22 protein-coding genes are annotated in these 24,033 nt (G+C 69.2%); 9 read left to right on the plus strand and 13 right to left on the minus strand.

Annotated elements, in window-relative coordinates:
* Positions 1–38: 38 nt before the first annotated feature.
* The 10 genes from purH to cutA form a co-directional block, all read right to left on the minus strand.
* Positions 39–1,649, minus strand: a complete 1,611-nt coding sequence (gene purH / locus ABQJ56_RS14930) for a bifunctional phosphoribosylaminoimidazolecarboxamide formyltransferase/IMP cyclohydrolase (protein WP_367845816.1) — start codon at positions 1,647–1,649, stop codon at positions 39–41.
* Positions 1,650–1,736: 87 nt separating this feature from the next.
* Positions 1,737–2,024, minus strand: coding sequence for a helix-turn-helix domain-containing protein (locus ABQJ56_RS14935; protein WP_367845817.1), 288 nt, complete (start codon positions 2,022–2,024; stop codon positions 1,737–1,739).
* A gap of 202 nt (positions 2,025–2,226) precedes the next feature.
* Positions 2,227–3,081, minus strand: coding sequence for a zinc-ribbon and DUF3426 domain-containing protein (locus tag ABQJ56_RS14940; protein ID WP_367845818.1), 855 nt, complete (start codon positions 3,079–3,081; stop codon positions 2,227–2,229).
* Between the two features lie 52 nt (positions 3,082–3,133).
* On the minus strand, positions 3,134–4,033 hold the full coding sequence (gene prmA / locus ABQJ56_RS14945) for a 50S ribosomal protein L11 methyltransferase (protein WP_367845819.1): 900 nt from the start codon (positions 4,031–4,033) through the stop codon (positions 3,134–3,136).
* A gap of 182 nt (positions 4,034–4,215) precedes the next feature.
* Positions 4,216–5,583 (minus strand): acetyl-CoA carboxylase biotin carboxylase subunit, encoded by a 1,368-nt coding sequence (gene accC, locus ABQJ56_RS14950; RefSeq protein WP_367845820.1) that lies wholly within the window; start codon positions 5,581–5,583, stop codon positions 4,216–4,218.
* Positions 5,584–5,593: 10 nt separating this feature from the next.
* Positions 5,594–6,058, minus strand: coding sequence for an acetyl-CoA carboxylase biotin carboxyl carrier protein (gene accB / locus ABQJ56_RS14955; RefSeq protein WP_367845821.1), 465 nt, complete (start codon positions 6,056–6,058; stop codon positions 5,594–5,596).
* A gap of 60 nt (positions 6,059–6,118) precedes the next feature.
* Entirely contained in the window at positions 6,119–6,568 is a 450-nt protein-coding gene (aroQ, locus tag ABQJ56_RS14960; RefSeq protein WP_367845822.1) for a type II 3-dehydroquinate dehydratase, read from the minus strand.
* A gap of 202 nt (positions 6,569–6,770) precedes the next feature.
* A complete protein-coding gene (locus tag ABQJ56_RS14965) occupies positions 6,771–7,301 on the minus strand; it encodes a TlpA family protein disulfide reductase (protein ID WP_367845823.1) in 531 nt (176 codons plus the stop codon).
* A gap of 70 nt (positions 7,302–7,371) precedes the next feature.
* Positions 7,372–9,585 (minus strand): protein-disulfide reductase DsbD family protein, encoded by a 2,214-nt coding sequence (locus ABQJ56_RS14970; RefSeq protein WP_367845824.1) that lies wholly within the window; start codon positions 9,583–9,585, stop codon positions 7,372–7,374.
* 67 nt (positions 9,586–9,652) lie between these two features.
* Positions 9,653–9,979, minus strand: a complete 327-nt coding sequence (cutA, locus tag ABQJ56_RS14975; protein WP_367845825.1) for a divalent-cation tolerance protein CutA — start codon at positions 9,977–9,979, stop codon at positions 9,653–9,655.
* A gap of 246 nt (positions 9,980–10,225) precedes the next feature.
* Between cutA and groES the strand changes: the two genes are divergently transcribed.
* The 3 genes from groES (at position 10,226) to ABQJ56_RS14990 (ending at position 12,713) form a co-directional block, all read left to right on the plus strand.
* On the plus strand, positions 10,226–10,519 hold the full coding sequence (groES, locus tag ABQJ56_RS14980; RefSeq protein ID WP_049623107.1) for a co-chaperone GroES: 294 nt from the start codon (positions 10,226–10,228) through the stop codon (positions 10,517–10,519).
* A 102-nt stretch (positions 10,520–10,621) separates the two neighbouring features.
* Entirely contained in the window at positions 10,622–12,265 is a 1,644-nt protein-coding gene (groL, locus tag ABQJ56_RS14985; protein ID WP_192162384.1) for a chaperonin GroEL, read from the plus strand.
* A 178-nt stretch (positions 12,266–12,443) separates the two neighbouring features.
* Complete coding sequence (locus ABQJ56_RS14990) at positions 12,444–12,713, plus strand: hypothetical protein (RefSeq protein WP_367845826.1); 270 nt, start codon at positions 12,444–12,446, stop codon at positions 12,711–12,713.
* 160 nt (positions 12,714–12,873) lie between these two features.
* On the opposite strand, the gene ABQJ56_RS14995 is transcribed toward ABQJ56_RS14990, so the two are convergent.
* A complete protein-coding gene (locus tag ABQJ56_RS14995) occupies positions 12,874–14,748 on the minus strand; it encodes an LTA synthase family protein (RefSeq protein WP_367845827.1) in 1,875 nt (624 codons plus the stop codon).
* Between the two features lie 248 nt (positions 14,749–14,996).
* Between ABQJ56_RS14995 and glnE the strand changes: the two genes are divergently transcribed.
* Positions 14,997–17,846, plus strand: coding sequence for a bifunctional [glutamate--ammonia ligase]-adenylyl-L-tyrosine phosphorylase/[glutamate--ammonia-ligase] adenylyltransferase (glnE, locus tag ABQJ56_RS15000; protein WP_367845828.1), 2,850 nt, complete (start codon positions 14,997–14,999; stop codon positions 17,844–17,846).
* 77 nt (positions 17,847–17,923) lie between these two features.
* Here glnE and ABQJ56_RS15005 read toward each other — a convergent pair whose 3' ends face one another.
* Complete coding sequence (locus tag ABQJ56_RS15005) at positions 17,924–18,130, minus strand: hypothetical protein (protein ID WP_367845829.1); 207 nt, start codon at positions 18,128–18,130, stop codon at positions 17,924–17,926.
* A 214-nt stretch (positions 18,131–18,344) separates the two neighbouring features.
* Positions 18,345–19,310: a mitochondrial fission ELM1 family protein gene (locus ABQJ56_RS15010; RefSeq protein ID WP_367845830.1), complete on the minus strand. Its 966-nt coding sequence runs from the start codon at positions 19,308–19,310 to the stop codon at positions 18,345–18,347.
* Between the two features lie 211 nt (positions 19,311–19,521).
* Here ABQJ56_RS15010 and ABQJ56_RS15015 point away from each other — a divergent pair, with 211 nt between their 5' ends.
* The 5 genes from ABQJ56_RS15015 to ABQJ56_RS15035 all read left to right on the plus strand — a co-directional run bounded on the left by ABQJ56_RS15015 (position 19,522) and on the right by ABQJ56_RS15035 (position 24,028).
* Entirely contained in the window at positions 19,522–20,106 is a 585-nt protein-coding gene (locus ABQJ56_RS15015; RefSeq protein WP_367845831.1) for a YceI family protein, read from the plus strand.
* A 179-nt stretch (positions 20,107–20,285) separates the two neighbouring features.
* Complete coding sequence (locus tag ABQJ56_RS15020; RefSeq protein WP_367845832.1) at positions 20,286–20,492, plus strand: zinc-finger domain-containing protein; 207 nt, start codon at positions 20,286–20,288, stop codon at positions 20,490–20,492.
* A 61-nt stretch (positions 20,493–20,553) separates the two neighbouring features.
* Positions 20,554–21,714: a glycosyltransferase gene (locus tag ABQJ56_RS15025; protein ID WP_437343439.1), complete on the plus strand. Its 1,161-nt coding sequence runs from the start codon at positions 20,554–20,556 to the stop codon at positions 21,712–21,714.
* Positions 21,715–21,966: 252 nt separating this feature from the next.
* Positions 21,967–23,268 carry an O-antigen ligase family protein gene (locus tag ABQJ56_RS15030; RefSeq protein WP_367845833.1) on the plus strand — a complete coding sequence of 434 codons (1,302 nt, stop codon included), beginning with the start codon at positions 21,967–21,969 and terminating at the stop codon, positions 23,266–23,268.
* Positions 23,258–24,028: a glycosyltransferase family 2 protein gene (locus ABQJ56_RS15035; RefSeq protein ID WP_367845834.1), complete on the plus strand. Its 771-nt coding sequence runs from the start codon at positions 23,258–23,260 to the stop codon at positions 24,026–24,028. The genes ABQJ56_RS15030 and ABQJ56_RS15035 overlap by 11 nt, the downstream gene beginning before the upstream one ends.
* Positions 24,029–24,033 lie beyond the last annotated feature (5 nt).

A 24,033-nucleotide genomic window follows, 5' to 3' on the forward strand; every position in this document is an offset into this window, starting at 1 on the left:
CAACCCTCTCCCCAAAGGGGAGAGGGAGGTGCCAGGGATCAATGCCGGAAGTGGCGCATCCCGGTGAACACCATCGCCATGCCGTGTTCGTCGGCGGCGGCGATCACCTCGGCGTCGCGCATCGAGCCGCCGGGCTGGATCACCGCGCTGATGCCGGCCGCCGCCGCCGCGTCGATGCCGTCGCGGAACGGGAAGAACGCGTCGCTGGCCATCACCGAGCCGCGCACTTCCAGCTTCTCGTCGGCGGCCTTGATGCCGGCGATCTTCGCGCTGTACACGCGGCTCATCTGGCCGGCGCCGATGCCGATGGTCTGGCGGTCCTTGGCGTAGACGATGGCGTTGGACTTCACGAACTTCGCCACCTTCCACGCGAAGATCAGGTCGTCGATCTGTTGCGGCGTGGGTGCCACTTTCGTCACGACCTTGAGCTCATCCGCCTTGACCATGCCGGTGTCGGCGGTCTGGATCAGCAGCCCCGAGCCCACGCGCTTGACGTTGTTGCCGGGGTGCGCGGCGACCAGGTCGGTGTCGGGCGGCACCGGGATCTCCAGCACGCGCACGTTGCCCTTCTTCGCGAACGCCTTCAGCGCGTCGCCGCTGTACGCGGGCGCCAGCACCACCTCGACGAACTGGCGCGCCACGATGGCCTGCGCGGTGGCGCCGTCCACTTCGCGGTTGAACGCGATGATGCCGCCGAAGGCCGAGGTGGGGTCGGTCTGGTACGCGAGGTCGTAGGCCTTGCCGATGCCGTCCAGGCTCACCGCCACGCCGCAGGGGTTGGCGTGCTTCACGATCACGCAGGCCGGCTTGACGAAGCTGCGCACGCATTCCCACGCGGCGTCGGCGTCGGCGATGTTGTTGAACGAGAGTTCCTTGCCCTGCAGTTGCCTGAACGTGGCCAGCGTGCCGGGCGCCGGGTACAGGTCGCGGTAGAACGCGGCGTCCTGGTGCGGGTTCTCGCCGTAGCGCAGGTCCATCAGCTTCACGAAGCGGCCGTTGGCCTGGCCCGGGAAGGTCTCGTGGCCGGCGATCGCCGCGTGCGCCTCGTCTAGCCTCAGGCCGCTGAGGTAATCGCTGATCGCGCCGTCGTAGCTCGACACGTTGTTGAACGCCGCGACCGCCAGCCCGAAGCGCGTCGCGCGGGAAAGCCCGCCATGCTGCTCGATCTCGGCCAGCGCGCCGTCGTACTGGTCGGGCGAGGTGAGCACGCCCACGTCGTTCCAGTTCTTCGCCGCCGAGCGCAGCATCGCGGGGCCGCCGATGTCGATGTTCTCGATCGCTTGTTCCAGCGTGCAGTCCGGTCTGGCGACGGTGGCCTCGAACGGATAGAGGTTCAGCACCAGCAGGTCGATCGGCTGGATGCCGAGTTCGGCCATCACCGCGTCGTCGGTGCCGCGCCGGCCGAGCAGGCCGCCGTGCACGCCGGGGTGCAGCGTCTTGACGCGGCCGTCCATGATCTCGGGAAAGCCGGTGAGCTCGCTGACGTCCTGCACCGCGATGCCGGCCTCGCGCAGCGCCTTCGCGCTGCCGCCGGTGGAAAGCAGTTCCACGCCCCTGGCGGCGAGGCGGCGACCCAGCTCGATCAGGCCGGTCTTGTCGGAAACGCTGAGCAGGGCGCGGCGGATGGGGACGACGGCGGGGGCGGACATGGCGGCTTCCAGGCGGGAAAGCTGCCGATTATAGCCGAGTCTGGGACATGGCTGCCGTTTGGACGGCCAAACGGCGAAGACGCGGGATTACAGCAGGCCGTGTGCGGCCAGCTTCTTGCGCAGCGTGGCGCGGTTGATGCCCAGTGCCACGGCGGCGCGGCTCTGGTTGCCGTCGTGGAACGCCAGCACCTCGCGCAGCAGCGGGCCTTCCACCTCGCGGATCACCAGCGCATGCAGGCCTTCGCCGCAGTCGGCGTCGCCGAGGTCGGCGAGGTAACGGCGCACGGTCCGGCTGACGCATTCGCCCAGCGCACTCTGCGAAGCGACCGGACGGACGGCTTCGGTGGCTGGCAATCTCACGGCATTCACTGACATTTCCCTCTGTGTGTCTTGCGCGGCTGCTTGGGCCGCTGCTTGTGATTGTCTTCCGCGACCGCCTCGACGGTCCTCCGCGCATGCCGATGACGATGCGCGGGAGGGTGGAGTCTACCCGCGCGGGCCGCGAATTTTAAGTGCTGCGTTTGCCGGACACGCACGATCATGCGCTTGCGTTTCCGTCACATGCGGCGGCGCGCGCCTACTCGAAGCCGAACTCGTAGGCGACCGCCTGGTCGCCGGGGTCCTGGACTTCCAGCAGCAGCGCCGTGGTGGCGCCCGGCGCGAGGCCGCGGTGCAGGATGCCGGGGTCGTCCAGGTAGTCCGTGGGAAGCAGGCGGCGCATCACCAGGCGGCGGCCCCGTGCATCCGACAGGGTGACCACCACTACCGGCCAGGGCTGCGCGAACGCGGCCTCGTTGCGCAGGCTGAGGCTGATCATCAACGCGTGCGCGGCGTTGGGGTGGCTCTCGACATTGCTGGCGAGCAGGTGCAGTTGCTCTGGAGCGGCGACCAGCGGCAGGCGACAACCGAGCGCGGCGCAAGCGTCACGCAGCCAGCCGCCGAGCGGCTGCGCGCGGATCAGCTGGTCGCGGCCGACCCACGCCAGCTGCAGCGCGAGTGCGAGCGCGAGCGTCGTGCAGGCCAGCACCCATGGCCAGCGCCGCGGCATGGCGGCATCACGACGCGGACGGCGTGCGCGCTCGGTGCGTGGCGGCTTGCGTGGGCGCGCGCCTTTGGCGAAACGCGGCGTAAACACCAGTTGCGAGAAATCCTCGCCTGCCGCCACAGGTGTCGCCGCCGGCTCCGCCACCACGGCGGGCCCGGGTGCCGGCGGCCGCGGGCGATACACCACCAGCTCGATGCGCGGCGGCACCAGCGCCTGCTCGTTCACCGGCAGTTCCTGGAACGGCTCCGGCGGCAGTTGCTCGCTGAGCGTGGCGAGGCTGTCGAAGCCCGCGCCGCAATGCCCGCACATCACGTAGCCGTGCGCCTGCACCAGCGCTTGCGCGCCGAGCGAGAACACGGACAGGCATTCGGGGCATTGCGTGTACATGCGGGCCGCGGCGTAAGACCAGCCGCAAGCTTAGCAGGCGGATGCCGGCCGCTCAGTCGCGCCGCCGGCCGCTGATGCGCACCCAGCCGTCGCGCGTATCCGCGCGCAGCGCGTCGAACCACTCCGCGTAGCGTGCCAGCAGTTCGTCCTGCTGGCCGTCGAGGATGCCGGAGATCGCGAACGGCGCGCCGGGCTTCGCGGCGGCGGCGAACACGGGTGCCAGTTCGCCCAGCGGGCCGGCGAGGATGTTCGCCACGAAGATGTCGGCGGGACTGTTCTCGCGGTCCTCGGGCAGGTACAGCGCGAGGCGGTCGGCCACGCCGTTGCGTTCCGCGTTGTCCTGCGAGGCGAGCAGCGCCTGCGGATCGTTGTCCACGCACACCGCGTTCGCGGCGCCGAGCTTGAGTGCGGCAATGGCGAGGATGCCCGAGCCGCAGCCGTAGTCGATCACCGACCGGCCGGCGAGTTCGAGGCCGTCCAGCCATTCCAGGCACAGCGCGGTGGTGGGGTGGGTGCCGCTGCCGAAGGCGAGGCCGGGGTCAAGCCGCACCACCACCGGGTCGTCGTCCGCGGGCGGCTCGATGTTCCACGGGTAGATCCACAGCCGCTGGCCGAACGCCATCGGCTGGTACTGGTCCATCCACACGCGCTCCCAGTCCTGGTCCTCCACCACGCGGAAGTCCAGCTGGTCGGGCTCCAGCCAGGGCAGCAGTTCGCCCAGCGCGGCGGCGAGGCCGCGGCGGTCGGCGTGTTCGTCGAACAGCGCGTTCAGCGTGATCGTGGGCCACAGCGGCAGCTCGCCCACGCCGGGCTCGAAGATCGCCTGTTCGTCCGGCGTCTCGGCGTCGGCATCGCGCAGCGTGATCGACAGCGCACCCAGGTCCTCCATCGCCTCTTCCACGCGAGGCTGCTGTTCGAGGCGGGCGGTCAGGGAGAGTTCGAGGAAGGGCATATGCCGGTATCCCCCTCTCCCCTTTGGGGAGAGGGCTGGGGTGAGGGGCCGCTCTTGCGGCGAGGTGCGTTTGGGCAGCTTCGATGATGCTTGTCGCTGGCACCGCCCATCGCCTCAATCCTCTCCTCCGTGAACAAATCTTGTAAACGGGGGAGGGGAGGCAAGCGCGAACGGCGCGTTGCTCAATGGCCTGCGGCCGGGTGTTCCTTCTGCTCCGCCATCCGCTTTTCGAGGTAGTGGATGTTCTGCCCGCCGTGCTGGAAGCCCACGTCGGCCATGATCCGCTGCTGCAGCGGGATATTGCACTTCACGCCTTCGATCACCGTTTCGGCCAGCGCGAGGCGCATGCGCGCGATCGCGGTGGCGCGGTCGGGGCCGTAGACGATCAGCTTGCCGATCATCGAGTCGTAGTTCGGCGGGATGCGGTAGCCGTCGTAGAGATGCGTGTCCACGCGCACGCCGGGGCCGCCGGGCGCCTCGAAGCGCTTCACCGTGCCGGGGCAGGGCAGGAACGTGTCCGGGTCCTCGGCGTTGATGCGGCACTCGATGGCGTGGCCGTGGATCTGGATGTCTTCCTGCCGGATCGACAGCTTCTCGCCGCCGGCGATCAGCAACTGCTCGCGCACCAGGTCCACGCCGGTGATGAATTCGGTCACCGGGTGCTCGACCTGGATGCGCGTGTTCATCTCGATGAAGTAGAAGCGGCCGTTCTCGAACAGGAACTCGAAGGTGCCGGCGCCGCGGTAGCCGATGCGGATGCAGGCGTCCACGCAGACCTTGCCGATCTCGGCGCGCTGCTCCGGCGTGATGCCGGGCGCGGGCGCTTCCTCGACCACCTTCTGGTGGCGGCGCTGCATCGAGCAGTCGCGCTCGCCCAGGTGGATGGCGTTGCCCTGGCCGTCGGCCAGCACCTGGATCTCCACGTGGCGCGGGTTTTCCAGGAATTTCTCCATGTACACCTGATCGTTGCCGAAGGCCGCCTTGGCCTCCTGCTTGGTCATCACGATGGAGTTGCCCAGGTGCGCCTCGGTGCGCACCACGCGCATGCCGCGGCCGCCGCCGCCGCCGGCGGCCTTGATGATGACCGGGTAGCCGATCTCGCGCGCGATGCGCACGTTTTCCTCGATGTCGTCGCCCAGCGGGCCGCCGGAGCCGGGCACGCAGGGCACGCCTGCCGCCTTCATCGCGCGGATCGCCTCCACCTTGTCGCCCATCAGGCGGATCACGTCCGCGGTGGGGCCGATGAAGACGAAGCCCGACTGCTCCACCTGCTCGGCGAAGTCGGCGCGCTCGGACAGGAAACCGTACCCCGGGTGGATCGCCTGGGCGTCGGAAATCTCCGCCGCGGCGATGATGCGCGGGATGTTGAGGTAGCTTTCCGCCGACGGCGCCGGGCCGATGCAGATCGCCTCGTCGGCGAGGCCGACGTGCTTGAGGTTGCGGTCGGCGGTGGAATGCACCGCCACCGTCTTGATGCCGAGGCTGTGGCACGCGCGCAGCACGCGCAGCGCGATTTCGCCGCGGTTGGCGATGAGGACTTTTTCTAGCATCCGCGTGGCCTCAGCCGATCACGAACATCGGCTGGTCGAATTCGACCGGCTGGCTGTTCTCGACCAGGATCGCCTGGATGGTGCCGGCCACGTCGGCCTCGATCTGGTTGAACATCTTCATCGCCTCGATGACGCCCAGCGTCTCGCCGGCCTTCACCTGCTGGCCCACCTTGACGAAGGGCGGCGCGCCCGGTGAGGAGGAGGCGTAGAAGGTGCCGACCATTGGCGCCTTCACCACATGGCCGGGCGGCAGGGCGTCGGCGGCGGGTGCCGCTTCAGCCGCGGCGGCAACCGGTGCGGCGACGGCGGCCACCGGGGCGGGTGCCGCGGCGACCGGCGCCGGCGCAGCCGCGGCCACGCCACCCTTGGGCACGCGCGACAGGCGCACCACTTCCTCGCCTTCCTTGATTTCCAGTTCGGCGAGGTTGGACTCCTCGAGCAGGTCGATCAGCTTCTTGATCTTGCGCAGATCCATGGGATGGCCTTCATGTCATGGACCGCCCGCGGGCGGCCGGGAAAGGAAAGTGGGGGCGGCTCAGCGTGGCGCCGGCGCCAGCCGTGCGATGGCGGCGTCCAGCGCCAGGCGGTAGCTGTCCGCGCCGAAACCGCAGATCACGCCCACGGCGATGCCGGACAGGTAGGAGTGATGCCGGAACGGCTCGCGGGCGTGCACGTTGGACAGGTGCACCTCGATCAGCGGGATCGCCACCGCCGCGAACGCGTCGCGCAGCGCGACGCTGGTGTGGGTGAACGCCCCGGCGTTGCACAGGATCATCGCCACCTGCTCGTCGCGCGCCTGCTGCACGCGGCCGATCAGCTCGTGCTCGGCATTGGACTGGAACCAGGTCAATTCATGCCCGGCCGCCTGCGCCTGCGCGGCCAGCCGGCCGTTGATGTCGGCCAGCGTGTCGTGGCCGTAGACCGCCGGTTCGCGTGCGCCCAGCAGGTTGAGGTTGGGCCCGTGCAGGACCAGGATCTTCGCCACGCCAGGCCTTCGATGACGTCCGGACGACCCGGAACGGGCGCAGTGTGCGCGCAGTTGCGGATGTTGTCCAGTTCGGCGCAGTTCGGCGATGTTCGATGGAGAAGTGCGTCACTCTCCGTGCGCTGACGTATGCGCGGGCAGGGCTCCTGCGGTCGTCCCTGATCGCGAAGATCAAACGGGCGGCCTTCCACGGCCGCCCTTTTCACCTGAGCCACTGATCGAGCGTGGTGGTGTCGAGTGGGCCTCGATGGGTGGCGATCACGCGCCCATCGGCATCGATCAGCACGCTGTAAGGCAATACTTCGCCGCTGTCTCCCCATGACAGCGAGGTGCTTGGCGGCTCCATCCGACCCAGCAGGATCGGGAAACGCAGCGGATGATGGTCGAGAAAGGGGCGAACGCGTGCGGGTTCGTCCATCGCGATTCCCAGCACGACAGGGCCCTTTTCGCCGAACTTGGCCTGCATCTTGTCCAGCGCCGGCAGTTCGTCCAGGCATGGTCCGCACCAGCTGGCCCAGAAATTCAGCAGCACGCGCCGGCCGCGATAGTCGGCCAGCCGGTGCACGCGCCCCTGCAGGTCCGGCAATTCCAGCACGGGGGCCGTCTCCCCGACCTGGGCCATCGTCACCCCTGCCGGCACATGCGCCGATCGGCTCTCGTGCTGCAGCCAGCCGCCCAGCGCAGCCGCCAATACCGCCACCCCCAGAATGACGAGGTTGTCGCGACTCAGCATTTGCCGCAGCCACCGCTTTTACCCCTTCCCTGCCGGCAAGGGGAGCCAGGGTGGAGGGTGCGTGGCTTGCTCACCTTGCCGCCTGCTCCAGCGCCTGTTCCACCAGCCCAGTGGTGAGCACCGTAGGCAGCTGCCGGCCTTCGCCACCGCCCCGGGGAAACACCACGTACAACGGTACGCCCGGCGAATGGTACTGCTGCAAAAACGCGGTGATCGCCGGATCCTCGTTGGTCCAGTCGCCCTTCATGTAGACCGCACCCGTGCGCTCGAGCGCGGCGCGGAACGTCGCCCCGTCCAGCACGGCGTGCTCGTTGGCCTTGCAGGTGATGCACCAGTCGGCCGTCATGTCCACGAATACCGGCGTGTTGGCGGCGCGCAGTTCGGCGAGTTTCGCCGGGCTGTACGGCACGGTGCCTTGCTGTGCCGTTGCGGCATCCGCGGTGGCCGGCAGCTGCGCCAGCAGGTACAGCGGCGCCAGCACGGCCAGCGCCAGCAGCGCGGTCAGCGCGTGGCGCAGCGCGCCGTGCCCGCGGCTGCGCTCGAACCACCACAGCGCCAGCGCCAGCAGCACCATCGCCACCAGCAGCAGGCCCACCGCATCGGCGCCACGCTGGTTGGCCAGCACCCAGGCCAGCCACGCCGCGGTGAGGTACATCGGGAAAGCCAGCACCTGCTTCAGCGTTTCCATCCAGCGGCCGGGTTTCGGCAGCCAGCGCGCCAATACGGGGATGTAGGCGATGGCGAGGAAGGGCAGGGCCAGTCCCACGCCCAGCACGAGGAACACCAGCAGCGCGTCGAGCGCCGGCGCGGCGAACGCGTAGGCCAGCGCGCCGCCCATGAACGGTGCAGTGCAGGGGCTGGCCACCACCACGGCGAGCACGCCGGTGAAGAAGTCGCCGGCCGCGCCGCCACGGCTCGCCAGTGCGGCGCCCGCATTGCCCAGCGAAGCGCCGAACTGCACCACGCCGGACATCGACAGGCCGAGCGCAAAGATCACGCAGGCCAGCGCGGCCACCAGCAGCGGCTGCTGCAGCTGCGTGCCCCAGCCCAGCGCATGGCCGGCCGAGCGCAGCGCGAGGATGGCGAGGCCCAGCGCCACGAAACTCGCCAGCACGCCGGCGGTATAGGCCAGCGCGTGGCGGCGACGGCGTGCGGGGTTCTCGCCGCTTTCCAGCAGACCCACCGCCTTGATCGACAGCACCGGCAGCACGCAGGGCATCAGGTTGAGCACCAGGCCGCCGCCCAGCGCCAGCAGCAGCGCGGCGAACAGGCTGGTCTGGATCGGGCCGCCCGGTGTCGGGCCGGCGGGCGAGGTCGTGGCGACATCCGCGGCGCCGGTGGCCACAGGTGTGCCGGGCACGGTCACTCCGTTCGCCACGGCCCCGCTCTGCAGATCCACGGTCACGTCGCGGGTGATCAGCGGGTAGCACACGCCGCCGTCCTGGCAACCGAGGAAGCTCGCTTCCAGCGTCAGCTGGCGGCGACCCGCGGTAGCGCCCTCGATCGCCACCGGCAGTTCGAGGTTGTCGAAATACACCGTCACCGTGCCGAGCTGTGCGTCCTGATGCACCACGCCGCCGGCCGGCCACGCGGGCGCGGCGAGTTTCAGGCCATCGGCATCCTTGAGGCGCAACGCGATGTGGTTGCGGTAGACGTAGTAGTCCTTCGGCATCGTCCAGCGCAGCAGCAGGTGCTGCGGGTCCGGCGCCACCGCGGTGAACCGGAACGCCTGCTCCGGCGGCAGCGGCGCGGATTGCGTGCCGCCAAGCTGTTGCAGCGCGTTGCCCAGTGCGTTGCCGGCGGCGGGCGAGGGCGCGGCGGTTGCGGCGGCCGGCAGCGGCAGGTCGAGGTGCTCGGTATGCGGCGGGTAGCAGATCTTCGGTTCCACCTCGTGGCAACCCTGGTACTGCACGCTCAGCTGCAGGCGCGTGGTGCCCGGGGCCACGGTGTACGGGAGGCTGGCGTCGACCCCGTGGTGGTAGGTCTCCACCGGGCCGAGATACGGGTCGTCGTGCTTCTCGCCGGGCGGCAGCTGCGCCGCGCCCAGCGTCACGCCGGGGCCGGCGGTGAACTTCATGCGGCCGCGGTACAGGTAATAGTCCGGCGCGATCGTCCAGTGCAGCTTGAGCGTGCCGGGCGTGCCCGCGTCCGCGCCGAGCTTGTACGCCTCGGTCACCGGCAGGATGTTGCCGTCCCGCGTCTGCGCGCACGCGGCAGGCGCCAGCGTCGCCAGCAGGCCAAGCAGCAGGCCCGTCAGCACGGTTCGTTGGAAGATCTTCGACATCACGACTCCGGCCATGCAATGCCGCGGGGGAGAGATGGCCATTATGACGACAGGATGCCGTCGGGGTTCACCGCGCGACGTTCGCCCGCACCCAGTCCAGATACGCGGCGTGGCCGCGCTCCACCGGCAGCGCGATCAGTTCGGGCAGTTCGCTGGGATGCAGCTCCAGCAGGCGGGCCTGCATCGCCTCGAAGCGGGTGGCGGAGGTCTTGATCAGCAGCAGCTCCTCGCCGTCGGTATGCATCTCGCCCTGCCAGCGATAGGTGGAGTGCACGCCAGGCAGGCGGTTGACGCAGGCGGCCAGCCGCTCGCCCACCAGTGTCTCGGCCAGCCGCTGCGCGCTGGCGGCGTCGGGGCAGGTGCACAGGCACAGCAGGATGGTGGGGTCGGACATGACGGCAATCGCGGTATTGCGGTGGCCCACGGTAGCAGAGCGCGCAACGGCCCTTGAAACCCGGCCACGCCCGCCCCATTGGCTGTCCCAAGGGCCGGCCCACGTGGAACCGGATTCGCCGCCACTTGCGGTTGGGGCTTGCATCGCTAGAATTGGCACTCACTTATGGCGAGTGCTAACAGCGGTCCCGCGGACCGGCCTGTCGGTCACTCACATTCTTTACGTCACCTAGCTTGGGAGCCACCCATGAGCAAACTGCGTCCGTTGCACGACCGCGTCATCGTCAAGCGCCTGGAAGAGGAGCGCGTCTCCGCCGGCGGCATCGTCATCCCCGACAGCGCCACCGAGAAGCCCACCCGCGGCAAGGTGATCGCCGCCGGTACCGGCCGCATCCTGGAAGACGGCAACGTCCGCCCGATGAGCCTGAAGGAAGGCGACGTGGTGCTGTTCGGCAAGTACGCCGGCCAGGAAATCAAGATCGACGGCGAAGAGCTGGTCTTCCTGAAGGAAGACGACATCGTGGCGGTGATCGAGGGCTGAGCGCGCCAATCGCGCTCGCCCGTCGCCAGAAGCTAGCTCCGGCAACGCTTTCGAAACGACAAACCCCTTTACTTATTTCAAAATTTTTCAAGGAAAAATTTTATGGCCGCTAAAGAAGTCCGCTTCGGCGAAGACGCCCGCTCGCGCATCCTCAAGGGCGTGAACACGCTCGCCAACGCCGTCAAGGTCACCCTGGGCCCGAAGGGCCGCAACGTCGTGCTGCAGAAGAGCTTCGGCGCCCCCACCGTCACCAAGGACGGCGTGTCCGTGGCGAAGGAGATCGAGCTGGCCGACGCCTACGAGAACATGGGCGCGCAGATCGTCAAGGAAGCCGCCTCGAAGACCTCCGACAATGCCGGTGACGGCACCACCACCGCCACCGTGCTGGCGCAGGCGTTCATCCGCGAGGGCATGAAGGCCGTCGCCGCCGGCATCAACCCGATGGACCTGAAGCGCGGCATCGACAAGGCCGTGATCGCGGCCGTGGCCGAGCTGAAGAGCCTCAGCAAGCCCACCGCCGACGACAAGGCGATCGCCCAGGTCGGCACCATCTCCGCCAACTCCGACAGCGCGATCGGCGACATCATCGCCACCGCGATGAAGAAGGTCGGCAAGGAAGGCGTGATCACCGTCGAGGAAGGCTCGGGCCTGGACAACGAGCTGGACGTGGTCGAGGGCATGCAGTTCGACCGCGGCTACCTGTCGCCGTACTTCATCAACAACCAGCAGAGCCAGCAGGTCGAGCTGGAAGACCCGTTCATCCTGCTGTACGACAAGAAGATCTCCAACGTGCGCGAGCTGCTGCCCGTGCTCGAGGGCGTGGCCAAGGCCGGCAAGCCGCTGCTGATCGTCGCCGAGGAAGTGGAAGGCGAGGCGCTGGCGACCCTGGTGGTCAACACCATCCGCGGCATCGTCAAGGTCGCCGCCGTCAAGGCGCCGGGCTTCGGTGACCGTCGCAAGGCGATGCTGGAAGACATGGCCATCCTCACCAACGGCCAGGTGATCTCCGAGGAAGTGGGCCTGCAGCTCGAGAAGGCCACCGTGGCCGATCTGGGCCGCGCCAAGAAGATCGTGGTGACCAAGGAAAACAGCACCATCATCGACGGTGCCGGCGAAGCCGAGAAGATCCAGGCCCGCATCAAGCAGATCAAGGCGCAGATCGAGGAGACCTCCTCCGACTACGACCGCGAGAAGCTGCAGGAGCGCGTGGCCAAGCTGGCCGGCGGCGTGGCCGTCATCAAGGTCGGCGCCGCCACCGAGGTCGAGATGAAGGAAAAGAAGGCCCGCGTCGAAGACGCCCTGCACGCCACCCGTGCGGCCGTCGAGGAAGGCGTGGTGCCGGGCGGCGGCGTGGCGCTGATCCGCTCGCTGAAGGCGATCGAGAACCTGAAGGGCGACAACGAGGACCAGAACCTCGGCATCGCCATCACCCGCCGCGCGCTGGAAGCGCCGCTGCGCGAGATCGTGTTCAACGCCGGCGCCGAGCCGTCCGTGATCGTCAACCAGGTCAAGGAAGGCAAGGGCAACTACGGCTACAACGCCGCCACCGGCGAGTTCGGCGACATGATCGAGTTCGGCATCCTGGACCCGACCAAGGTCACCCGTTCGGCGCTGCAGTACGCCTCCTCCGTGGCCGGCCTCGCCATCACCACCGAAGCGATGGTGGCCGAGCTGCCGAAGAAGGAAGAGCACAACCACGGCGGCGCCCCCGGTGGCATGGGCGGCATGGGCGGCATGGATTTCTGATGCCGTCATCCCTGCCATCGTCCCCGATGGCATGAATCAAAAAGCGGCCACCCATGGCCGCCCTGCTCGCCAAGAGCAGCGCAACACGAAAAACCCCGCTGCGGCGGGGTTTTTCTTTGTCTGTCACCATGCAACAAAAATGTTGCTGTGTTGAGTTCGCGCATGCAGGGACGGGCCGATGGAATGCAGCGAGTTCCAGCGGTGGCTGAGGCGGCAACGTGGTCGGCGCCTCGCTGGCTTGCCGCCGCTGGCCGTAGCCAAGCTCGGCCTGTATCAGGCAATGCAGGCAAAGCACATGCGCAAGGCCGATCTCGCGCGCCTGCTCGACATGCACATGCCGCAAATCGACCGCCTGCTCGATCTAAGGCACAGCTCCAAATTGGAACAGGTCGAAGCCGCGCTCAATGCGGTGGGGTATCGCATTGAGCTGGCAGTGCGGGCGGCTTGAGGGTGGCGACAGAGATCGGCGCTTTCGTTCAAGCGCGTGCATTGCCGCGCGCATATGGTGGCGCGGTACAGGCTGCGCTAGGCGCGGCGCGGTGCTGTCGCCTGAATTCGCTGCGGGTGCCTTCAGAATCCGTTCAATGCCCCGGCATGGCCGATGCGGCTCAGGGCTGCGCCGTTGCCGGCGCAGTTGAGGGGGCGTGTGCCATGGCGGTCGGGGCTGCCGGTTGCACGAGCTTCGCCAGCACCCCGGCCAGCTTGCGGCTCATGCGCAGCTGCTCGACGCTGGCCATGGACTGGTCGAGCTTCTGGGTGGTGGCGCCCTGGTCCGGCTGCGGGGCGCCGGGCGCGCGGGTGAGCGCGGCCAGTGGCGGGCCGAGCAGTTCGGTGAGTGCGTAGTAGGGATCGTCGTGGATGCCGGCGGCGGCGAGCAGCTTGCCGGGCAACAACCATGACGCGGTGTCCTCGTGCACGGCATTGCCGGTGGCGTGCGGATCGACCAGCAGCCAGGTGCCGGCCTGCGCGAGCATGTCCTGTCCGTTGACGAAACCGTCGATGCGGTAGCTGTCGGTGAGCGCGGGCAGGTGGTCGCCGTAGAACAGCAACAGGGTGGGTCGCTGGCGCCTGGCAAGCCATGCGGAGAGCCGGCCGAGTTCCTGGTCGGCGTGCTGCATGTGGTAGAGGTAGTCCTGCAGCTCCCGCTTGTTCCTGCCTTCGATGCCCGCGGGCACCGCGATGGCGTCGCGGGCGGCGGTGTCCTTCGGCTCCACGTCGTAGGGGCCGTGCGCCTCGATGCTGATCGCGAAGATGAATTGCGGCGGCCCGCTGTCCTTGAGCTGGCGCATGATCTCGTCGGTCATCGCGCTGTCGGCCATGTATTTGCCGTCGTTCGGCGCATCGGGCGGGAACGCGGATTGCGACACGAAGCGCTGGAAGCCCAGCGTCTTGAACGCGGTGTCGCGGTTCCAGAACGTGGGGTCGTTGCCGTGTACCGCCACCGTGGCGTAGCCATGCTCGTCCAGCACGCGGACGAGGCTGGGCAGCGGCTTGCGGCCGATCTGCAGGTAGGGGAACTGCAGGTTGTCGAAGTAGCGCAGCGACAGGCCGGTGAGCACCTCGAACTCGGTGCGGATGGTGCCGCCGCCGAAGGTGGGCACGTGCAGCGCGCCGCTGATGCCGTGCCGTGCGAGCCGGTGCAGGTTGGGCGCGAGATCGTCGTGCGCGTAGCCCTTCATGATGCTCGGGTCGAAGAACGATTCGCTCTGGATCACCACGATGTCGGGCAGCACGCTGGCATTCGGCATCTGCAGGTGCTGGCGCAGCGCGTCGGCGGACTGGCCGATCAGCTGCTCGGCGATGGCGCGGTCGGGCTTCGGCTTCTGCTGGCCGTATTGCAGGTGGAACATCACCAGTTCGCTGAGCAGGCCGGCATGCACGCGGGTGGAAGCGGCCGACCACGGCTCCAGCCACAGCACGCGGCCGTTGTAGATTTTCGCCCAGCCGCTCCAGCCACCGAGCAGGCTGCCCAGCAGCAGCGCCAGCACGCCGCCGGCCACGAGGCGCTTGCCGCCGGTGCGGCGCTCGAACAGCGGCGGCTCCAGCCGCCACATCGCGACCAGGATCAGCACGCCGCCGACCATCGCCAGATACGGCCACGGGCTGTGCGGCAGGTAGCCGGCCAGCACGTGGAAGCCGCCCTTGCGCAACTGGCCCGCCATGCGGAAATCCGCTGGCAGCAGCGGCGTGCCGAGATTTGCCGCCTTCAGCGCGCTGACGCCGTAGATCAGCCCCTGCAGCAGGTAGGCCAGCCCGAACGAGAGCAGCAGGCGGCGCGTCATCACCAACAGCAGCCCGGCGCACAGCAGGCCGGGCCACGCGTTGGCGAGGGGGAAGCGCGGCTGGTCCAGCAGACGCAGCGGCAACACGCCCGCGCCACCGTCGAGCAGGCCGGTGAGCAGCACGAAGGCCAGTGCCGTCACCAGGATCAGGGCGATGCGCGGCGCGGTGCGGCGAAGAGCGGAGGTGGCGGATGGAATCATGGCGTAACCGGGGGACTCGGTTGTCATGGGGCTGCTTGAAGGGTGCGGTCATGGGTGGCCGCAGGTGTGATCTTCGCGATCAGGACGATCGCAAAGGAAAAGAAACAGTAATCAGAATGACATGAATCGATTGTTTTCAGGGGGGGGCGGTGGCAGCCGACATGTCACCCTTGTTGCAACGCGCCAGTACGCGGGCGGTGTACTGGCCGCGTTGCCGGTCCCTGCCACGGCTGCGGCACAATGGCCGGATGCCTGTCTCCACCCATGAATCCTCCGCGCTGCGCGCCCTGATCGACGACCGCTATGCCGAACTGGCCGCCTGCTGCCGTGCCGCCGGCGTGCCGCTGCACGACGACGCCGGCGTGGCTGAGCGCATCCGCCGCACGCTCGCGGCCAGCGACTTTGCGTTCGAGGCGTGGCGCGCCCAGCCTGCGCTGCTGTCACCCGCGGGGCTGGAGCGCCTGCGTTCGAACGCCGACGCCGCCGCGCGCATCGAGGCGGTGAAGCTGCCGGAGGACGAGGCGCCGACGCTGGCCGCGCTGCGCCGCTTCCGTCACGCCGAGGCGTTGCGGCTGGTGTTTCGCGACGTCAACGGGCTGGACGAACTGCCGGAGACCCTGTCCGCCACCAGCGTGCTGTACGAGGTACTGCTGGAGGCGGCGCTGGGCTGGTCCGAACGTGCGCTGGCCGCCCGCTACGGCCATGCACGCAGCCGCGAGGGCGAGCGGCAGCGGCTGGTGGTGGTGGGCTTCGGCAAGCTGGGTGGTGCCGAGCTCAATTTCTCCTCCGACATCGACCTGGTGCTGGCCTATCCGCACGGTGGCGAGAGCGATGGCGCGCGCGTGCTCGACAACGGCGAGTACTTCGTGCGGCTGGGCCGGCAGCTGGTGCGTCTGCTGGGCGAGCCCACGGTGGACGGCATCTGCGCGCGTGTCGATCTGCGCCTGCGCCCGTTCGGCAACGCGGGGCGGCTCGCGCTGTCGTTCAGCGCGATGGAGCAGTACTACCAGCGCGAGGGCCGCGACTGGGAGCGCTACGCCTGGATCAAGGCGCGCCCGGTGGCCGGCGACCGCGCGGCGGGCAAGCGGCTGCAGGAGCTGCTGCGGCCCTTCATCTACCGCAAGTACCTCGACTACACCGCGTTCGCCGGCCTGCGCGAGATGAAGGCGCTGATCGACGCCGAAGTGGCGCGCAAGGATCTCTCGGACAACCTCAAGCTCGGCTCCGGCGGCATCCGCGAGATCGAGTTCATCGTGCAGCTCACGCAACTGATCCGCGGCGGCCGCGAGCCGAGCCTGCGAGTGCGCGGCCTGCTGCCGGCGCTGGCCGCCTGCGAGGCGCGCGGCCACATCCCCGCCGCGCGCGCGAAGGCACTGCGCGAGGCCTACGTGTTCCTGCGCCGGCTGGAAAACCGCGTGCAGATGTTGCGCGACGCGCAGGCCCACGATATCCCCGACGACGCGCTGAGCCGCGAGCGCATCGCGTTCGGGCTGGACCAGGCGGCGTGGGAACCGCTGGCCGCGGAACTGGCGCAGCATCGCGAGATCGTCGCCACCGAGTTCGCCGCGGTGCTGATGCCGCAGGGCGGGCGCGGCGCCAGTGTGCCGCAGGCGGACGCCGCGCTGTGGCAGGCCGCCTGTGCCGGCACGCTGGAGGCCGGCACGCTGGAAGCCAGCGGTTTCGTGCCGGGCGCGGAAGTGGCCGACGCGCTGGCCAAGCTGCCGCAGGGCGGCGCGGTGCGCGCGATGTCGGCGCGCTCGCGCGAGCGGCTGGACCACCTGATGCCGCAGCTGATCGCTGCCGCGCGCGGCAGCGCGGCGCCGGTGCCCTGCCTGCTGCGGTTGTGCCGGCTGACCCAGGCGGTGGCGCGGCGCTCGTCCTATCTTGCCTTGCTGGAGGAGCAACCCGCCGCACGCAAGCGGCTGGTCGCGCTGTTTGCCGACAGCGCCCTGCTCGCCGGGCAGGTGATCGCGCAGCCGCTGCTGCTGGACGACGTGCTCGATCCGCGCATCGACCAGTTGCCGCTGAAGCGCGCCGACATCGCCGCCGAGATCGCCCGCGTGCTGGCCACGCTGGAGGAGCGCGAGGCCGAGGCCGAACTGGAGCGCATCAACGAGTTCCAGTCCTCCACCGCGTTCCGCCTCGGCCTCGCCTTCAACGACGGCCGTGCCGACGCGGCGGCCACCGCGCGCCGGCTCGCCGCGCTGGCCGAATCGGTGGTGGGCGCGGTCACCGCACTGGCCGAGCGCGAGCTGGTCGCGCAGCACGGCCGCCTGCCGGGCGAGGGCTCCGGTTTCGCGGTGCTGGGTTATGGCAGCCTCGGCGGCGAGGAACTGGGCTTCGCCTCCGATCTCGACCTGGTGTTCGTCTACGACGGCCGTCGCGCGCAGGCGATGAGCGACGGCGCACGGCCGATCGAAGGTGCGCGCTGGTATCAGCGCCTCGCCCAGCGCGTGATGAACTGGCTCACCATTCCCACCCGCGCCGGCCGCCTGTACGAGGTGGACACGCGCTTGCGTCCGGATGGTTCCAAGGGGCTGCTGGTGGGCAGCCTCGACGCCTTCGTCGCATACCAGCAGAGCCGAGCGTGGACCTGGGAGCACCAGGCGCTGCTGCGTGCCCGCCCGGTGGCCGGCGATGCCGCGCTGGGTGCGGCGCTGGCCGCGGTGCGTCGCGACATCCTCGGCGTGCCGCGCGAGCGCGCCACGGTGCTCGACGAGGTGAGCCAGATGCGCCGCCGCTGGCGCGCCGAGCGCGACCGCTCCGATGCGGTGAACCTGGACCTCAAGCAGGGCCATGGCGCGCTGCTCGACATCGAGTTCGCGCTGCAGGGGCTGGTGCTGGCAGGTGCGACGCGGCATCCGGCCCTGCTCGGCGTCACTTCCAGCGCCGCGCTGCTTGCCGCCTGCCGCGACACGGGCCTGCTCGATGCGGCGCAGTCGTCCATGCTGGCGCAAGCGCACGCGATGCTGCTGCAACGCGCACTTGCCTGCACGCTGGACGCGCGCCCGCGCATCACGCCGCGGGACGGCGCACTGGAAACCGTGTGCGGTGAAGTGGCCGCGGTCACCCGGGCACTGGGCTTCGCGTTCGACTGAGAGGCGTGGGGAACGGCGTGACGTGGCAGCGGCCGGCAGTCGTGCCGGCCGCTTGCAGTTGTCGAGCGATCCCGTGCTCAGTGCAGGAGCGCGGGTGCCGCCAGGGGCCTGCCCGCCACGTACTCGATCGATTCGCGGCTGTCCTTGCTGGATTCGTGGTAACCGCCGCCGTAGAACTTGCGCGCCCAGTCGGCGTAGCGCTCGAGCTTGGTGGGCATGTGGTCGCTGCGCGTGATGACTTCGCAGGCATGCGGAGAGCTGGCAAACGCGTCGAACAGAATCATGACGACACCTCCTCTCTGGATTCGCACCATGCGGTGATGGTGCGATGCTGGCCGCCAGCCTCCCGGTGGGATGCGCGTCGATGGCCAGGCTGGCGTCCGAAACCTTGTGCGTTGCCGGGCATACGCCACTATTGGACGACGGGTCACGGTGCAGCAGTCGTGAATGCCGCGCGATGCGAAGATGAAGATCTTGTTCCGCGATAGCGCGGCTGGATCAGCGTCCGGCCATGCGACGGCGCAGCTCGGCCGCGGTCGCGGCGGTTTCGCGCAGCGGCGGCTGGCGGGCGGGGGCAATCGCATCGAGTTCGTGCAGCAGCCCGCGTTCGCGCAGGGCGTGGTGGAAGCGCGCCAGCTTGTCCGGCAGCGGCGCGGCGACATGGGTGTGCACGGCGCAACCCACCGCGCACGCCTCGCTCAGCATGTTCACCGAGTCGGGCGTGACCACCAGCCGGTCTGCCCAGCCGAGCACGCCGGGGTAGGGGTTGCGGCCGTCATCGGGCCCGGACCACACCAGTCCCGGCACCCCGGCCAGCGCGTGGCGGAACAGCTCCAGCACGTCCGCCGGCGTGCGGCGCGAGGCCAGCACGAGCAGGCTGCCACCCTCTCGGCCGTGACGGGCGAGCAAGTGCGCGGCCAGTCCGCGCGCGTAGTCCGCATCCAGCGTCAGCTGTTTGCGCGGGCCACCCAGCAGCACGCCCACGCGCGGTTGCGGCAGATCCTCGAAAGCGGGACAGGCGTCGCGGCCGTCGGCCAGCCAGTCCTCGTCCACCGGGTTCAGCGAGCCCAGCGGGGTGAGCACGTTGGGGCCGGCGAGCTGGTCGTGGCGCGGCGCGATCACCACGTCCCAGTGCGCCGGATCGATGCGCGGGTCGAGGATCTGCACGGTGTGGCACTGTCCGTGCGAGAGGCGACGCAGCATGCGGGTGAACAGGGCGGCGGCGCGTCCGCAGCCGATCACCCATTGCGGCCACGGCGGCGCGAACAGGGCCTGCTGGTGCGCGGGCAGCGCCAGACGGCCGCCCAGCGCGAAGCGCGGCGCCAGCCACGACCACGGCGCACGCGGTTCCAGCAAGAGGTGGCGCACCGGCAGGTCCATCAGTTCGGCCAGCGCCAGCGCCTGCCGCTGGTTGCCCGCGGAGGCATCGGTGATGGCCCAGCACTCCGCCCTCATGCCGGGCATGACGGGAGGCGCCGCTGGATTGTTTCCCGTGCGTACACGCTGCGTTGCTCCTGATCGCGTTTCTGGCGTGGCGGCGTGTCTATACACTGACGGTCGGCACTGTTGTCGTCCAGCCGGCGAACCGGAGAATACCCGTGATCGACCGTTCTTCCGAGGCGTCGCCACGGGTGCCGGCGACTTTCCCTTCATCCACCCATCGCGGAGAACTTCCATGCGCGTGTTTCGTTGCCTCCTGCTCGCGGGCCTGATCGGCGCCGCAGCCACCGTCCAGGCCAGCCCGGTCACCTACAAGCTGGATCCGGGTCACACCATGGTGTTGTTCAGCTGGAACCACTTCGGCTATTCCAACCCCACCGCCGACTTCGGGCTGGGCGCGGGCACGCTGGTGTACGACCAGCAGGATCCGGCGAAGTCCTCGGTGGATGTGACGCTGCCGCTGGACAAGCTGGACACCCACGTGCCGGCGCTGGACAAGCACCTCAAGGAGGCCGATTTCTTCGATGCCGCCAAGTACCCGGTGGTGACGTTCAAGAGCACCCGCGTCGAACCGCTGGGCGACAACCACTTCAAGGTGACCGGCAACCTCACCGTGCACGGCGTGACCAAGCCGGTGGTGCTGGATGCCACGCTGAACAAGGTGGGCCCGCACCCGATGACCAAGGCGCAGGCGATCGGCTTCGACGCCACCGCCACGCTGAAGCGCTCGGATTTCGGCGTGGGTGCCTACGTGCCGATGGTGAGCGACGAGATCAAGATCCGCATCACTACCGAAGGTGCGGTGCCGAAGGCGAAGTAAGCCGAGGCATGCCTCAATGAAAAGCCCGCGCCGGCAGCGGCGCGGGCTTTTTGCTGCAGTGCGTCCGGCGATGCGAGGCTGCGGTTCGGGCATGGCTGCCGGCGGTGGATCGGCAGCGCTGCCGGGAGGCGGTGGCCTGCTAACATTGGCGGCCTCGTGTCCAGTCCGGAGCCACCTCCATGTCTGTCTCTGCCGCGGCGGTCACGCCGATCCCGTCGAATGCCGAAAATCGTTACGAAGTGACGCGCGCCGACCTGCCGCTGTCCTGCCCGATGCCGGGCATGGTGCTGTGGAACTCGCATCCGAAGGTGTATCTGCCGATCGTCGACGATGGTGGCGAGTCGGTTTGTCCTTATTGCGGAGCACGTTACGTCCTGCGCGACTGATTAGCCCCGCCGTTCAGGGTGCTGGCGGCATTGTTCTTGCTTGGATTTCAGGATGAAGCTCATGCATCAGGATGCAGGCCCGCAGGCGGGAACCATGTCCGGTAGTGCCGATACCGCACCGCGACTGACCGTCGTCCAGCTGATCCCCGCGCTGCAATCCGGCGGCGCGGAGCGTTCCGCGCTGGAAGTCGCCCGCGCGCTGGTGCAGGCGGGGCATCGCTCGGTGGTGATCTCGGCTGGCGGCCGCCTGGTCGAGCAGCTGGTGGCCGAGGGCAGCGAGCACGTCACGCTGGACATCGGCCGCAAGTCGCCGGGCACCCTGCTGCGGGTCGGCGCCCTGCGCCGGCACCTGCGCGAGCTGAATCCCGACATCGTGCATGCGCGCTCGCGCCTGCCGGCCTGGCTGGGCTGGTGGGCGCTGAAGAGGCTCAAGCCGCGGCCGCACTTCGTCACCACGATGCACGGACTCAATACGCCCGGACGCTACAGTTCCATCCTGCTGCGCGGCGAGCGGGTGATCGTGGTCTCGCAGACCTTGCGCGACTATGCGTTGGGCCATTACCGCTGGCTGGAACCGGGCCGGGTGCGGGTGATCCCGCGCGGCATCGACCCGGTGGCTTTTCCCTACGGCCACCGCCCGGACGAGGCGTGGAAGCGGGCGTTCTTCGCCGAATACCCCGCGCTGGCCGGCGCACCCTTGCTGACCCTGCCGGGGCGCGGCACCCGGCTCAAGGGGCACCACGATGCGATCGAGTTGCTGGCCGACCTGAAGCGTCGCGGCATCGACGCCCGCTTGCTGCTGCTGGGCGTGATCGAGGCCGGCCGCGAAGCCTACGTGGAAGAACTGCGCCGGCTGATCCGCGAGCGTGGCGTGGAGGCGCAGGTAGTGCTGACGCCGCCGCGCAGCGACGTGCGCGACGTCTACGCGATCTCCAGCCTGGTCCTGCAGCTGTCGAACAAGCCCGAATCCTTCGGCCGTACCGTGATCGAGGCGCTGGCGCTGTGCCGGCCGGTGCTGGGCTACGCGCATGGCGGCGTGGGCGAGCTGCTGGCCGAGCTGTACCCGGCCGGCCGGGTGCCGCCGGGCGACCGCGAGCGGCTGGTGGAACGCGCCGCCGAGCTGCTGCGCGTGGCGCCGCCGATCCCGATGCTGCAGTCCTACCGGCTGGAGGACATGCAGCAGGCCACGCTGGCGCTGTACGGGGACGTGGTGGCGGGCTGAACCGCGCGCCTCCTCCGGGATCCTCTGATCCATTCTGCACGGACGGCCTTCGGGGCATCACCCCGTCATTTCATTCGATGCGTTGGGGCCGGCTCTGTCCGCCCGCATGCCTTCGGCCCATCGCCTCGACAGACGGCCGGTCTGCCTTCGGCGATGATCCTGCGGCCCGCGAACGGACGGAGCCGGTGACGTTTGTGCAGAATGGATCGGCGCGTCCCTAAAATGCGGACTCGTCGTCTTGCCGGCTCCCGCATGACCTTCGCGACTGATTCCCTGAAGACCGCCTTGCACTCGCCGCTGCTGCCGTTCTGGCTGGTGATCGCGTTGCTGCCGTTCGGGCGCAGCAGCGAGTTCGGCACCTTCCTCTGCCTGGTCGGAGCGGTCCTGCTGCTGGTGCGCGCGCCGCAGGCGTGCCGCGAGCTGCCCGGCGCGCGGCTGCTGCTGTGGCTGCTGGCGGCCTACATCGCTGCAGCGCTGATCTCGGCCTTCGATTCGCTGGCGCCGGGCAAGAGCTGGGGCACGGTGGCCGCGCTGCTGCGCTATCTGCCGTTGGGCCTGTACGCCTGTCTTGTGATCCGTGGCGAGCGGCGCCTGCAGGCGCTGTACGTGGCGGTGGCCTGCGTGCTGGCGTGGTGGGTGCTGGATGCGTGGACGCAGGCGCTCACCGGCTGGAGCCTGGGCGGGCACGCCGAAGCCGAACGCATCTCCGGCATCTTCGGTGCGCACAACCTCAAGCTCGGGCCCACGCTGGCGGTGCTGTCGCCGTTCGCGCTGTGGACGGCGCGACGGCACTGGGGCCCGCCGGGGCTGGTCGTCGCCTTCCTGCTGCTGCTGGGACCGGTGCTGCTGGCCGGCTCGCGCGCGGCATGGCTGTGCTACGCGCTGGTGGCGCTGGCCTTTGCGTGGCGCGAGGCGGCCTCGTGGCGCCGCTTCGCGTTGTACTGCGCATTGGGCGCCGTGACGCTGGTGTTGGCTGGCGGCATCGCGTGGCGGACTTCGACGCGCTTCGAGGCCCGCATGGAGCGCACGCTGGACGCGCTGCACGGCACGCATCATGGGCTGGACGAGGCGCTCACCGGTCGGCTGGACATCTGGCGCGACAGCGTGAAGATGGTCGCCGCGCACCCGTGGAACGGCGTGGGCGTGCGCGCGTTCCGCTACGCCTACCCGCACTTCGCGCCGGCGAACGACCACTTCGTGGTGGCCGAGTCCTGCGGCGAAGGCGAGGGTGCCTGCCACGCGCACCAGGTCGTGCTGGAGATCCTCACCGAAACCGGTGGCATCGGTCTCGCGCTGTGGCTGGCGGCGGTGGTGCTGGCGCGGCGTGCATGGCGGTGCGCGGGCGCGGCGGCGCGCGAACGCGCGTTTCCGGTCACGCTGGCGCTGGGCGTGATGCTGTTCCCGCTGAACACGCATCTGGCCTTCTATTCGGCATGGTGGGGCCTGCTGTTCGCCTGGCTGCTGGGACTGTGGTGTTCGAGTCTGTTCGCAGCCGGCATCCCTGCCGGGCTCTTCGAAGAAGCACCTCCTTTGGAGCATCACGATGCAGCGTGAACCGCTGTCGGTGGTGGTGATCACCCTCAACAACGCGGCCACGCTGGACGCCTGCCTGTCCGGCGTGGACTGGGCCGACGAGATCGTGGTGCTGGATTCCGGCTCCAGCGACGACACGCTGGCGATCGCGCAACGCCGCGGCGCACGCGTGGCCACGCATGCGTTCGATGAATTCGGCCCGCAGAAGCAGCGCGCGATCGACATGGCTAGCCACGACTGGATCCTGAATCTCGACGCCGACGAGGTGCTTTCGCCCGCCAGCCGTGCCGTGATCGAGCGCGCGTTGACGAATCCGCAATACGCGGGCTTCCGCCTGCCGCGCCGCGAGCGCATGTTCTGGACGGTGCAGCATCCGTGGAGCTGGCGCAACACACATCTGCGGCTGTACGACCGTCGCCGCGGCCGCATGAACGACGTGGAAGTGCATTCCGCGATGGAAGTCGACGGCCCGGTGAAGACGCTGTGGCGCGCCGACTTCATCAACGACAGCGACCCCGACATCGCCAGCCGCATCGAGCGCATCAACCGCTACAGCAGCGCGCTGGTGGCGCACAAGCTGCGCCGCCGCCAGCGCTTCACCGGCTTGCGCATGGTGGTCTATCCGCCGGTGTTCTTCCTCCGCCAGTACCTGTTCAAACGCTATTTCCTCAACGGCTGGGCGGGCTTCATCGCCAGCGTGGTGGGCGCGAACTACGTGTTCCTGAAATACGCCAAGCTGCACGAGGCGCGGCGCTGCGGCCATGGACGGCCGCCCGTTTGATTTCC

It is taken from the genome of Rhodanobacter geophilus, assembly GCF_040812275.1.
GTDB lineage: Bacteria > Pseudomonadota > Gammaproteobacteria > Xanthomonadales > Rhodanobacteraceae > Rhodanobacter_A > Rhodanobacter_A geophilus.